This window comes from Microbacterium sp. LjRoot45 (assembly GCF_964253325.1).
Taxonomy (GTDB): domain Bacteria; phylum Actinomycetota; class Actinomycetes; order Actinomycetales; family Microbacteriaceae; genus Microbacterium.
The window spans coordinates 2,685,103-2,697,789 of record NZ_CAXUQM020000001.1 but is presented as its reverse complement, the minus strand read 5'-3'; the positions used below and the strand labels follow the sequence as shown (position 1 = coordinate 2,697,789).

General features: G+C 72.5%; 11 protein-coding genes. 7 read left to right on the top strand and 4 right to left on the bottom strand.

Going from position 1 to position 12,687, the window contains the following annotated elements; translation table 11 throughout:
- Positions 1–10 precede the first annotated feature (10 nt).
- Positions 11–991, top strand: a complete 981-nt coding sequence (locus tag ACSQ18_RS12850; RefSeq protein ID WP_436037806.1) for a Gfo/Idh/MocA family protein — start codon at positions 11–13, stop codon at positions 989–991.
- Between the two features lie 52 nt (positions 992–1,043).
- On the opposite strand, the gene ACSQ18_RS12845 is transcribed toward ACSQ18_RS12850, so the two are convergent.
- Positions 1,044–1,634 (bottom strand): DUF1992 domain-containing protein, encoded by a 591-nt coding sequence (locus ACSQ18_RS12845; RefSeq protein ID WP_436037805.1) that lies wholly within the window; start codon positions 1,632–1,634, stop codon positions 1,044–1,046.
- Between the two features lie 120 nt (positions 1,635–1,754).
- Here ACSQ18_RS12845 and ACSQ18_RS12840 point away from each other — a divergent pair, with 120 nt between their 5' ends.
- The 6 genes from ACSQ18_RS12840 (at position 1,755) to ACSQ18_RS12815 (ending at position 8,978) form a co-directional block, all read left to right on the top strand.
- Positions 1,755–2,357 (top strand): PadR family transcriptional regulator, encoded by a 603-nt coding sequence (locus ACSQ18_RS12840; RefSeq protein WP_144808870.1) that lies wholly within the window; start codon positions 1,755–1,757, stop codon positions 2,355–2,357.
- Positions 2,354–3,070, top strand: coding sequence for an ABC transporter ATP-binding protein (locus ACSQ18_RS12835; RefSeq protein ID WP_144806267.1), 717 nt, complete (start codon positions 2,354–2,356; stop codon positions 3,068–3,070). Before ACSQ18_RS12840 ends, ACSQ18_RS12835 begins: the two co-directional genes overlap by 4 nt.
- A 26-nt stretch (positions 3,071–3,096) precedes the next feature.
- Positions 3,097–5,943, top strand: coding sequence for an FtsX-like permease family protein (locus ACSQ18_RS12830; protein WP_436037803.1), 2,847 nt, complete (start codon positions 3,097–3,099; stop codon positions 5,941–5,943).
- A gap of 135 nt (positions 5,944–6,078) precedes the next feature.
- Complete coding sequence (locus ACSQ18_RS12825) at positions 6,079–6,939, top strand: sulfurtransferase (protein ID WP_436037802.1); 861 nt, start codon at positions 6,079–6,081, stop codon at positions 6,937–6,939.
- Between the two features lie 201 nt (positions 6,940–7,140).
- Positions 7,141–8,175 carry a zinc-binding dehydrogenase gene (locus ACSQ18_RS12820; RefSeq protein ID WP_436037800.1) on the top strand — a complete coding sequence of 345 codons (1,035 nt, stop codon included), beginning with the start codon at positions 7,141–7,143 and terminating at the stop codon, positions 8,173–8,175.
- 188 nt (positions 8,176–8,363) lie between these two features.
- Positions 8,364–8,978, top strand: a complete 615-nt coding sequence (locus ACSQ18_RS12815) for a hypothetical protein (protein ID WP_436037799.1) — start codon at positions 8,364–8,366, stop codon at positions 8,976–8,978.
- 124 nt (positions 8,979–9,102) lie between these two features.
- Here the strand turns inward: ACSQ18_RS12815 and ACSQ18_RS12810 are convergent, their stop codons facing one another.
- From ACSQ18_RS12810 to ACSQ18_RS12800, 3 genes are all read right to left on the bottom strand, one after another.
- Complete coding sequence (locus tag ACSQ18_RS12810) at positions 9,103–9,948, bottom strand: NAD-dependent epimerase/dehydratase family protein (RefSeq protein WP_436038442.1); 846 nt, start codon at positions 9,946–9,948, stop codon at positions 9,103–9,105.
- Positions 9,949–10,106: 158 nt separating this feature from the next.
- A complete protein-coding gene (locus ACSQ18_RS12805) occupies positions 10,107–11,120 on the bottom strand; it encodes a LacI family DNA-binding transcriptional regulator (protein WP_436037798.1) in 1,014 nt (337 codons plus the stop codon).
- Positions 11,117–12,649, bottom strand: coding sequence for a sugar ABC transporter ATP-binding protein (locus ACSQ18_RS12800; protein WP_436037797.1), 1,533 nt, complete (start codon positions 12,647–12,649; stop codon positions 11,117–11,119). Before ACSQ18_RS12800 ends, ACSQ18_RS12805 begins: the two co-directional genes overlap by 4 nt.
- Positions 12,650–12,687: the final 38 nt, after the last annotated feature.

The following is a 12,687-nucleotide window of genomic DNA, read 5'->3' as shown; positions in this document are numbered from 1 at the left end:
GCGTGTGGGCATGACCGACCTCGCACGCTGGGCGATTCTGGGCGCGGGAGGCATCGCGCTCGACTTCCTCACGGGACTTCCGGAGTCCCGCACCGGACGGTTGCACGCCGTGGCCGCACGCGATGCGTCGCGGGCCCGCGCGTTCGCCGACGCTCACGGCGCACCGGTCGCGGGCACCTACGCCGACGTGCTGGCGCGCGACGATGTCGACGCCGTGTACGTCGCCACCGTCCACCCCGCCCACGCCGATCTCGTGCACGCGGCACTGGATGCCGGGAAGGCCGTGCTGTGCGAGAAGCCCCTCACGGTGACTCCCGCCGACACCGACGCGCTGCTCGCGCACGCGGCCGCAGCGGGCCTTCCGCTCGTGGAGGCGTTCAAGTACCGGTTCGGTCCGTTCGCCGACCGCGTGCGCGAGGTCGTCGCCGAGGATCTCGGGGAGCTGCGGAGCATCGAGGCGTCGTTCGGCTTCGCGGCGGGCGCCCGCACGGGACGCCTGTTCGACCCGGCCACCGCCGGCGGCGCGATCTTCGACGTCGGGTGCTACCCCGTCTCGTATGCCGTCGGCCTCGCCGCCGTCGCCGGGCGCGACCTCACGGCATCCGCCGTCGTCGAGGCGACGGGCGTGCGCGGCGACACCGGCGTGGACGAGACGGCATCCGTGACGCTCGACCTCGACGGGACGCGCGCCGTGCTGCACACCTCGATCGTCGAGGATCAGACCGCCGCCGCCCGTGTGACGGGTGCGCACGGGGTGCTGGAGATACCCGACGTGTGGGGGAGTCGCTCCGAGAGCCCGACGGCGGCGACGCTGCGCCGCGCCGACGGGACGACGACGCAGATCGTCACGCCCGCCGTGCAGCCCATGGCCGCCGAAGCCGACGCCGTGATCGACGCCCTGCGCGCCGGGCGCACGGAGGCCCCCGAAATGCCCTGGGCGGAGTCGGCGGTCATCGCCCGTCTGCTCGACGACTGGCTCGCCGGCTTCTGACCGCGGTGTTCTCGCTGTCCGTGCCGCCGTGCCGCCGCGCCGCCGTGCGCGGTCAACGGCGTCGAAGCCGGCCCAGGATGCCACGTCGTCGCGGTGCGGGTTCGTCGGCCGGCGGTGGCGTGCGCGCGCTGCGGCGCTCCCGCCACGCGGCGACCTCCTCCTCGACATCGCGCGTCGGGGTGACGACGGGCGGGCCGCCCTGCAGTTGGCGCCGCGCCTCGATCACGCGCCGCGTGAAGTCGGCGACGTAGTCCCGGACGTCCTGCTCCCGGTGCATCGCGTCGACGTGCGCCTCGAACTCGGCGTGCTCGACGCGCAGCCGCAGCGCCGGCGGACCGAGACCGGTGAGCTGCTCCGTCTGGATCTTCCGGCGTATCCACCAGTCGGGGTCGTGGTGGTCGCCCAGGCCCTCGAGCGGCTTGCCGGAGCCGGGGAGATCGTCGAAGTCGCCGCGGCGGATCGCCTGCTGGATCGCCGTCTCGACGTACAGCGCGCGCTCGTGGGCCGTGCTCGCGGCGGCGCCGGCGGAGGCTCGAGAGGAGTCCGCGACAGAGTGCTCGTCGGCATCCGTGTCCTCGCCCGCGGCACGCGCCGCCTGACGTGCGCGGTAGCGGGCGGCCTCCAGCCGCGGATCGTCGGCCATGCCTCCACCCTACGGCGACCCTGAGGCGGCGCGCCGGGGAAAGGCTCGGTTGACGAGGCCATACCCGACATGCATATACTCGGTAATCACATACCGGGTATGCCCATCGAAGGAGACGCCGTGTCGGTACGACAGAGCCTGCTGGCGATCCTCGACCAGGGACCCTGCTACGGCTATCAGCTCCGCGCCGAGTTCGACCGGCGCACGGGATCGACCTGGCCCCTCAACGTTGGCCAGATCTACAACACGCTCGACCGTCTGGAGCGCGACGGACTCGTCGCCAAGGGCGATGTCGACGATCAGGGGCACGTCTACTGGCAGATCACGGATGCCGGTTCCGCCGAGGTGCGGGCGTGGCTGACCTCGCCCGTCGAACGCAATCAGGGCACGCGCGACGAACTCGCGATCAAGCTCGCCGTCGCCGCGACCCTCCCGGGCGTCGACGTGGGCGATGTCATCCAGACCCAGCGGCTGGCGTCGCTGTCGCAGCTCCAAGAGCTCAACCGCGCGAAGTACGCCGGCGCGAACCCGGACGGACCCGAGGAACTCGCCTGGTCGCTCGTCGTGGACTCCATGATCTTCGCCGCCGAGGCCGAAGTGCGCTGGCTCGACCACACCGAGCAGCGCCTCGCGATGCACCCGGGGCACGCGATGGCCCTCGAACTGTCGACGGAGCGCCCCAAGCGTGGACGCCCGGCCGCGGTCCGGGAGGCGCGGGCGTGAGCGGCATCCTGCAGCTCGTCGGCGTCACCCAGCAGTACGGCGAGGGCGCGACCAGCGTGTCGGCGCTGTCGGGCGTCGACCTCGAGGTGGACAAGGGCGAACTCGTCGCCATCATGGGGGCGTCCGGCTCGGGTAAATCCACGCTGCTGTCGATCGCCGGGGGCCTGCAGAAGCCGACGACGGGCGAGGTCATCGTCGAGGGCACCTACCTGTCGACCGCGTCGACGCGCGAACTCGCGCAGCTGCGCCGACGCTCCCTGGGATTCGTGTTTCAGGACTTCAATCTCATCCCGACCCTCACGGCTCTCGAGAACGTGACGCTGCCGCTGGAGCTCGACGGCTTCCGAGCCCGCGCAGCACGCCGTGCGGGTCGGGATGCGCTCGCCTCCGTCGGACTCGACGCGAAGTACGACTCCTACCCCGACGACCTCTCCGGAGGTCAGCAGCAGCGCGTCGCGATCGCGCGCGCCGTGGTCGGGGGCCGCCGCCTCATCCTGGCCGATGAGCCGACCGGCGCGCTGGACTCGGTGACGGGGGAGGCGGTCATGAAGATGATCCGCTCACGCGTGGACCAAGGTGCTGCCGGCATCCTCGTCACGCACGAGGCGCGCCATGCGGCCTGGGCGGATCGCATCGTGTTCCTGCGCGACGGTCGCATCGTCGACCAGTCGCAACGGGCGGGAGCGGACTCGCTCCTGGCGGGCACGCGGTGACACGCCGACGGGAGCGTGCGGAGTCCGTGGGGACGGTTCCGCACGCCCCGGCGTCGGCCGCCCGCACCCGGCGGGAGGGCTCCCGGTGGTCGCGCTGGCGCGTCGCCGTGCGACTCGCGCGTCGTCAGGTGCGCCGTACGTGGGTGTCGAGCCTGCTGATCGCGACGCTCGTGGCGCTTCCCATCGCCGGGCTCGCCGGCGCCGCGGTCTTCGTCGACAGCATGATGGGCAGTCCGGAGGAGAAGGCGTCGGTCGAACTCGGCCGGATGCAGGCGTGGGTGCAGCCGGTGGGCGTTCCCGGGGCGGGTATGTGGCAGATGCCGACCGAGCCGCAGTGGACCGGCTACGCAGCGCAAGGCGAGGCCGGGTGGGTCGAACCGGAGGGCGAGATCCCGACCGACCCGTTCGACGCGCTCCCCGCCGGCACCGAGTCGGTTTACGTCGGTGAAGGCCGGGTGCGCATCGAGACGGCGGCGGGCCTGGCCCCCGTGCAGGCGTGGTCCGGGGCGGTCTGGGACTCGCGATTCGCGGGACGCTACGACATCGTCGACGGGCGCGCGCCCACCGGCGAGCGCGAAGTGATGGTCACCCCGGCGACCCTCGCCCGCGCGGGAACGGCCGTCGGCGGCACGATCACCGACGCCGACTCGGGCGACGAGTACCTCGTCACCGGCACGATCGACGCGGCCACCCTGTCGGATGCCGAGAGCGCGATCGCCTTCTACGACGCCGATCGCTTCCCCGGCCGGTGGTACCTGCCCGAGCTCCGTCTCGACTGGGCCGGCGTGCAGCAGCTCAACGAGGGCGGTGTCATCGCCTACTCCCGCGAGGTGGTGCTCGACCCGCCGGTGTTCTCGCCCGACGGCATGAACGTGAGCGACCCCGAGTACCAGGCGCAGATGAACCGGCTCGCCCTCGTGGCGACGCTCGCCGCCGCGGGCGTCGCCGCCGGCTACATGGTCGTCATGCTCGCCGGGGCCGCGTTCGCGGTGAGCGCGCGACGGCAGCAGCGGGCGCTCGCGATCGCCGCGAGCGTCGGCGCCGACGCGCGCGACCTCCGGCGCACCGTGCGGCTGCAGGGAACCGTGCTCGGTCTTGTCGGGGGCATCGTCGGCACCGCGCTCGGCGTCGGCGTCGCGGCCCTCGCGATCCGCTTCCTCGACGACGGTTCCGCCGTGCGCTTCTGGGGCTTCCACGTGCCGTGGCCGCTGCTGGCCGGCATCCTCGTGTTCGCCGTGCTCGTCGGCACCGCCGCCGCCCTCATGCCGGCGCGCGGCGTGGCCCGATCGGATGCCATGAGCGCGCTGCGCGGCGCGCGTCGCCCGCAGCGGGTGACGGCCGCCCGGCCGCTGTGGGGTTCGCTCATGCTCGTGGTCGGCGTCGGGATCACCGTCGTGTGCGGACTGCTCGCGGCGGCGCTCGCGACGAACTCCACCGTGCCGTGGGACTCGCCCCTGCGGTGGCTCCCTATCGTCGGGATCATCGGCGGGCCCATCCTCGCCCAGCTCGGCATCGTGCTGTCGGGACGCTGGCTCCTGTGGCTCACCTCGCTCGCCCTCGCGAAGCTCGGGATCGCGGCGCGCATCGCCTCGCGCGACGCCGTGGCCAACGGCGCGCGCACGGTTCCGGCTTTCGCGGCGATCGGCGCGACCGTGTTCGCGGGCGTCTTCGCGATGGGCATGGTGAGCATGAGCACCGGCCTGTCGGAGCGCACCTGGACCTACTCGGCGCCCGTCGGCACCGCGATCGGCACGCTCTACTCGCGCGGCCCCGACGCGCTCACGACCGAACAGGCCGACGAGGCGGCCGCCGCGACGATCGACATCTTCCGCGACGTCGGGGTGTCGCAGACGGCGGTGGCGCTGCGTCAGTCGACCGTCTGGGCCGACTCCGAGGACGGCGTCCCCGCCGATCTCGTACGGGCGACCGCCCTCGTACCGCAGAGCGCGCTCCTCGACGCCGACGACGCTCGCGCCTTCGGCGGCTACGGCGAGCTCTCCGACCCGCAGAACAACATCACGGTCCTCGACGTCGACGACATCGAGGTGGCCACCGGCATCCGCCTCGACCGCGCCCAGCGCGCCGCGTACGAGGGCGGAGCCGCGCTGGTCACCCAGCCCGCGCTCGTCACCGACGACACGATCGAGGTGGCCGCCTGGTCCGAACGGCAGTGGCAGTTCGGCAGGGCCCCGAACAACGTGTTCGTCCCGCCCGAAGGGCTCGAGGCCGAGCCGCCGCTGTGGACGAAGACGGTCGACGCCTTCGTCGTGACGGCGCGCGAGCAGGCCATCGTCGTGGCGATGTCGCCCGCCACCGCCGACGCCGTCGGACTCGTGATGCAGCCGCACGTCGTGTTCGGCGCGTTCGACACGCCCCCGACGACCGACCAGCGCGACCGCCTGTTCGCCCTGGGCGAGGGCGTACAGAACGACGCGTACGCGGCATCCGTCTGGATCGAGAGCGGACCGACGGGCGCCGAGGTGTGGATCGTGCCTCTGCTCGCCGCGATGGCGGTGCTCGTCGTCGGGGCCAGCGCCGTCGCGCTCGGGCTCGCCCGGTTCGAGCGGCGCCCCGATGATGCCACCCTCACCGCCGTCGGAGGCACGAATACGCTCCGCCGACGGATCGGGTTCTGGCAGGGGCTCGTCATCGTCGGGTTCGGCACGGCCGCCGGTGCCGTTGCCGGCATCCTGCCGCCGATCGGCTTCATGCTGCAGTCACAGGGCGACATCGGCCGGGAGCTCTCGCTGGCGGACGTGCCGTGGTGGCTGCTCGTCGCCCTCGCCGTCGTGCTGCCGCTCGTCGTCGCCGTCGCCAACGCGATCGTGCCGCCGCGCCGACCGGAACTCACCCGCCGCACGGCCATTGCCTGACGCGGGACGCCGAATCCACACGCTTTCGCCGAAACCACACGCTTCTCGCGTGCGTGGCGTGTGGTTTCGCCGTAAAGGTGTTGTTTCGGATGCCGGCGACCGCCATCGGCAATCGGAGCGCGAACCAGGCGGGGGATGCGGAGTAGCGTCGAGAACGTGACCCACCCCCTCGTCTCCGCCACCGACCTCGCCGACCTGCTACGCGCTGACCGGCCGCCGATCGTGCTCGATGTGCGGTGGCGGCTGGATGCGCCCGACGGCCGGGCCGCGTTCGAGAGCGGGCACGTGCCGTCGGCGCAGTACGTGAGCCTGGACGACGAGCTCGCCGCGCACGGCGAACCCACCGATGGCCGGCATCCGCTTCCGGAAGCGGAGACCTTCGCCACCACGGTGCGCTCGTGGGGCATCGATGAGGGGGACACGGTCGTCGTGTACGACGACTGGCTGTCGTACGGCGCGGCGCGCGCCTGGTGGATGCTGACGGATGCCGGGGTGCCCGCCCGCGTGCTCGACGGCGGCCTGAGCGCCTGGCGGTCCGCGGGACTGCCGCTCGAGGAGGGGCCGTCCCCGGCCCGCCCGGCCGGCACGGTGCAGCCGACGTCGGGCCTCCTGCCGCGGCTGACGATCGACGAGGCAGCCGCCCTTCCCCACGGCGGTCTGCTGCTCGACGTGCGCGCGCCGGAGCGCTACCGCGGCGACACGGAGCCGCTCGACCCCCGGGCGGGCCACATCCCCGGCGCCCTCAACGCGCCGACCGTCGACAGCAACGATGCCGACGGGCGGTTCCTGCCGCCCGAGGAGCTCCGGGCCCGCTTCGAAGCCGTCGGCGCCCAGCGCGACGTGCCGGTCGGGGTGTACTGCGGATCGGGGGTGTCGGCATCCCACGCGGCGCTCGCCCTCACGCTCGCGGGATTCGCCCCGGCCCTCTACGCCGGGTCGTGGAGTCAGTGGTCGAACCACCCCGACCGGCCCGTGGCCGTCGGCGCCCGCCCCTGACCGCCGGCGACCGCCTCCCAGCCCCGTCGCCTCCCTCCCATCTCCGCCGTCTCCCTCCCGTCGCCGCCGAAACAACACTCCTTCTGCGAAACAACATGACTCGCACGCGTTTTGGGTGTGGGTTCGGGCAAAGCGTGTTGTCTCGGCGGAACCAGCGGCGGCGCGGAAGCGGAAGCGGCACGGAAGCGGGAGACTGGAAGCATGCGCGCTGCCTACATGTACGGACCCGGTGACGTCCGGGTGATCGATGCCCCCGAGCCCGTGATCGAAGAGCCGACGGATGCCGTGCTCCGCACCCTCGTCGCCTGCGTCTGCGGCAGCGACCTGCACCCGTATCACTCCATGCCGCCGAGCGAGGACGGCCGCTCGATGGGGCACGAGATGATCGGCGTCGTCGAGGAGGTCGGCGCCGAGGTTCGCCACGTCCGACCGGGCGACGTCGTCATCGTGCCGTTCGTGTGGTCGTGCGGGGTGTGCGACTTCTGCCGCGCGGGCCTGCAGACGTCGTGCCGCGTCGGTGGCATCATGAACGGCCCGCGCACCGGCGGAGCCCAGGCAGAGTATCGCCGCGCGCCGCTGGCCGACGGCACGCTCTTCCGGGTCGACGTGGCCGAAGACGACGAGCGGATGCCGGGACTGCTCACCCTGAGCGACGTCTACGGCACGGGTTACCACGCCGCGGTCACCGGCGGTGTCGTCCCCGGGGCGACGGTGACGGTCATCGGCGACGGCGCCGTGGGGCTGCTCGCGGTGCTGTCGGCGCGGCAGCTGGGCGCCGAGCGCATCGTCCTGATGGGGCGGCACACGGCCCGCACCGACCTCGGGCGCCGCTATGGGGCGACGGACGTCGTGTCCGCCCGCGGCGAGGAGGGCGTCGCCCAGGTGCGCGACCTCACCGACGGCGACGGGACGCAGGTCGTCATCGACGCCGTCGGGCACCTGCCCGCGTTCGAGCAGGCGCTCGGTGTCGTCCGCGACGGCGGCGTCGTCACTCGGGTGGGCGTGCCCCAGTACGAGACCGGACCGATCGGCCGCGAGCAGTTCGCGCGCAATGTGACGATCACGGGCGGGGTCGCGCCGGTACGCGCCTACATCGACCGGCTGCTCCCCGGCATCCTCGACGGCTCCGTCGACCCCGGCGCCGTGTTCGACCGGACGCTTCCCCTGGCCGACACCGCCGAGGGCTACCGTCTGATGGACGACCGTGAGGCGCTCAAGGTGCTCCTCCGCCCCTGAGCCGCTGCCACCGGTTCGGGGTTCTCAGACATTTCCCAGACAGCGGCGTTCTGCCCGTCCTGGCGGGCTTTTCGACACGCGATCGGAGGTGCGCGGACGCCCCTTCGGCGCGCAGGACCCATCCGATCTCTCGGTCCTTCCGGATGACACCACGTGCGGACAACGCACCGAACGGAAGGAAACAACCGATGCACACGAACACGAAGCGAGTAGGAGTCTTCACTGCGGCGGGACTGGGCGCGATCGCGCTCGCCGCAGGTGTTGCACTGCCGGCCCAGGCCGATGACGTGGTGACCAACGACGAATCCTCCACCTCCACCGACGTCGCCGGTTCGCTCGACGCCCTGCAGACGTCGATCCGTGACGCTATCGATGCGGGCCTCACCACCGGAGACCTGTTCGACGGCGGTCTCGTCAACGTCGGCGACATCGGGAGTGGAGCGATCCTCTCCGGCAACGACACCCCCATCGGCTCGGGCAACTCGGTCGACGCGCCGATCGGATCCGGCAACGACGTGAGCGTCGATGCTCCGGTCGGCAGTGGTAACGAGGTCGGCAGCGGGAACGAGGTCGGCAACGGCAACGAGGTGAGCCCCGAGGTCGGCAACGGCAGCGCCAACGGCACCGCCGGTGGGAACAACACGAGTGTGGGCGACGTGGGCGCCGACGTGGGCGACATCGCCGGCGACGTCTCGTCGGAGGTCGGCGACGCGACAGCCGACATCGGTGCGACGGTCGAGGACGCGGTGGGCGATGTCTCCGCCGACGTGGACGACCTGCTCGACGGCGTTCTGGGCGACTGACGCCCGATCCTCAGCGGACAGTGAGCGGCGTCGGGGACATCCCCGGCGCCGCGTCGTCTGTCCCCACCCTCGTCACCGCCCGATCTGTACCGACCGGAGCGAAGCGGGGACGTGGATGCCCGGCTCAGACCTCGTCGCGCCAGGAGTGCTGCGGGCGGTAGTCCAGGAGGCGCTGCGCCTTGGCCGTGGAGAACAGCGACTCGTTGACGCCCAGGTCGCCGCGTACCTCGACGTCCGGGAACACGTCGGCGACCAGGTCGGCGTTCGGCCGCGACATGACGGTGTCCGCGGCGGCGATGAGAAACCGGTCGAAGCCCGCCGGTGCGTTCTCGAGCGCGCGCAGGACCGCCTGGGCGCCGTCGCGGGCGTCGATGTAGCTCCACAGATTCCACTTGCGCAGGCGCGCGTCGGCGTCGAACGAGGGGAACTCCGCGTAGTCGGCGGGCACCATGACGTTCGAGAAGCGCAGCGCCGTGATCGACACCTCCGGATGCCAGCGCACCAGCTCGATCGCGAGCTGCTCCTCGAGGTGCTTCACGAGCGAGTACACCGACTCGGGCCGCGCCGGATAATCCTCGTCGACGGGGATGTAGGGCGGTGGGACGTCGAACGGCAGCCCCTGCACCGTCTCGCTCGACGCGTACACGATGCGCGTGAGACCGAGGCGCAGCGCCGCCCAGAACACGTGGAAGGTGGAGAGGATGTTGTTCTGGAAGGTGGCCACGTCGGGGCGGATGCCGGGGGCGGGCACCGCCGCGAGGTGCACGAGCGCGTCGACGCCGTCGTGCTGGTCGTTCACCGCCGTGAGGGCGTCGACCACCTGGCCGTAGTCGGCGAGGTCCACCTCGACGAAACCGGGGCCGCGTCGCCCCGTCCGGTCGAGGCCGATGACGTCGTGCCCGGCGGCGCGCAGCTCCCGGACGACGACGGTGCCGAGCTTGCCTGAGGATCCTGTGACGGCGATGCGCATGGCATCCACCCTGTCACGATCCACTCCCCGCCGCGCCGTTCGCCCACCCACGCGACGAATCCACGCGACGAAAGTGGCGCAACACGCCGCTACGCGCGAGCGGATGCCGCGGGGTGCGCCACTTTCTCGGGCAGAACTGGCGCCAGAACCGGCGCCCGTCAGTCGACGGGGCGGGTGGATTCGCGCACGATGAGGTGGGTGGCGATGGGCGTGTCCTCGGTGAGCTCGCCCGGCTCCTCGACGGCCAGGAGCGCCTTCTGCATGATGAGCTCGCCGAGCGCCTGGAAGTCCTGACGGACGGTCGTGAGCGGAGGCAGGAGGTACGCCGCTTCGGGCACGTCGTCGAAGCCCACGACGCTCACGTCGTCGGGCACGCGCAGTCCGCGGCTCCGCAGCGCCGAGACGAGACCGATCGCCATGTGGTCGTTCGCGGCGAACACGGCGGTGCCGCGCTCGACGTCGAGCGAGGTGCCGATCTGGAACCCGCTTGCGGCGGACCAGTCGCCGTGCGGCGGCTCGACCGCCACGAGTCCCCGGGCGGCGAGCTCGTCGCGCCACCCCCGCAGCCGCTCGAGACTGTCGGGGTTCGACGGGGGCCCTGCGAGGTGGAGGATGCGAGTGTGCCCGAGCTCGGCGAGGTGCCGCACGGCGGCCCGGGCGCCGCGGTACTGGTCGATGGAGACGAGATTCGGATGCCGGCGCTGCGTCGCGGCGGCGGCCACCACCGGCACGCTGAGCTCCAGTCCCCGCACGACCTCCAGCACGCCGATGTGGTTGACGATGAGCACGATCGCGTCGACCCGCTGACGAAGGAGGCCCTCGATCACCGTCCGCACCGAGGCGGGATCGGGGTCGGGGGAGGTGACGGCATCCACGGAGTAGCGTTCCGCGCGCGCGGCGACGTTGAAGTGCATCGCGATCGACGTCGGCCCGAAGTCCGCCGTGCCCGGGGTGACGAGTCCGATCGTGCGGGTGCGGCGGGTCACGAGCGCGCGCGCCGCCGGCGACGGGCTGTATCGCAGCTGCGCGATGGCCTGCTCGACACGCGCGCGGGTGGCGGGGCGCACATTCGGCAGGTCGTTGAGCACGCGCGACACCGTCTGGTGGGAGACGCCCGCGAGGCGCGCGACGTCGAAGATGTTCGCGGACTTCGCGCCGCGCTCCTCGCTCACGGAGTGTCCTCCGGGCGGGTGACGAGCGCGAGGAGCGAATCGACCGTGAGCTCGTCGGCCGGGAGCGTGTCCACGATCCGCCCGCCGCGGAGCACCGCGATGCGGTGCGAGACCCGCAGCACCTCCTCGAGCTCCGCCGAGATGAACACCACCGACAGGCCGTTGTCGGCGAGCTCGCCGACGAGGCGCTGGATCTCCACCTTCGCCCCCACGTCGATCCCGCGGGTCGGCTCGTCGAGCACGAGCACCCGGGGCGACAGCGCCAGTAGCCGCGCCAGCAGCACCTTCTGCTGGTTGCCGCCCGACAGGGTGCCCGCGGGCCGGTCGGGGTCGGCGGGACGGATGTCGAGCGCCTCGATCCAGCTCTGCGCGAGCTCGCGCCGGCGAGCGGTCCCCAGGCGGTGCAGCATGCCGCGCTCGGCCTGCAGTGCGAGGGTGATGTTGTCCTGGACGCTGAGGCCCTCGATGATCCCCTCGGTGCGCCGGTTCTCCGACGAGTAGACGACCCCGAGCGCGATGGCCTCCCGCGGCGCGCGCGGCTCGACGGTGCTCCCGGCCAGGCGGATCTCGCCGGCATCCGTCGGGTCGACCCCCGTGAGAGCGCGCGCGAGCTCAGTCCGGCCCGAGCCGAGGAGCCCCGCGAAGCCGAGCACCTCGCCCTCCGCGAGGCGCACGTCGGCATCCAGGATGCCGGCCCCGGCCGTCACCCCCGTCGCCTCCAGCAGGGGGGTGCGTCCTGCGAGCGCCGCTTCGCCGCGGTCGTGGACGGCCATCTCCTCCGCCGACCGGCCGAGCATCTTCTCGACCAGGCCCACCCGCAGGAGCTCCGTGGGCACGTACTCGCCGATGAGGCGGCCGCCGCGGAGCACCGTGATCCGGTCGCAGATCTCGTACACCTGGTCGAGGAAGTGCGAGACGAAGAGGATCGCGACCCCCCGTTGGGTGAGCTCGCGCATGACGCGGAACAGCTCCGCCACCTCGTCGAGGTCGAGGCTCGACGTCGGCTCGTCGAGCACGAGCACCTTCGCGTCGATCGACACGGCGCGCGCGATCGCGACGAGCTGCTGCACCGCGAGGGAGTGGGTGGCGAGCACCGACTGCGGGTCGATGTCGACGCCGAGGTCGGCGAGCGCCTCGCGGGCACGGGCGACCATCGCGCGCCAGTCGACGGCGCCGAACCGGCGGGGCTCGCGGCCGAGGCAGATGTTCTCGGCCACCGTGAGGTTCGGGAGGAGGTCGATCTCCTGGTAGACGGTGCTGATGCCCGCCGCGATGGCGCCCGCCGGGGTCGTGTACCCGGCGCGCTCGCCGCCGACGCGGATGACGCCCGCGTCGAGGTGGAGCACGCCGGTGAGCGCGCGGATGAGGGTCGACTTGCCGGCGCCGTTCTCGCCCATGAGCGAGTGGACCTCGCCGGGGAACAGGCGGAAGTCGACGCCTTCGAGCACGGTCTCGGCCCCGAAGCGCACGGTCGCTCCGGTGACCTCGACGACGGGGGCGATGCCGCCCGCGTGCTCGCGTGGATCCATGGTGACCATCATGCCCGGCGTGCGAGGCCGCGCGCGTT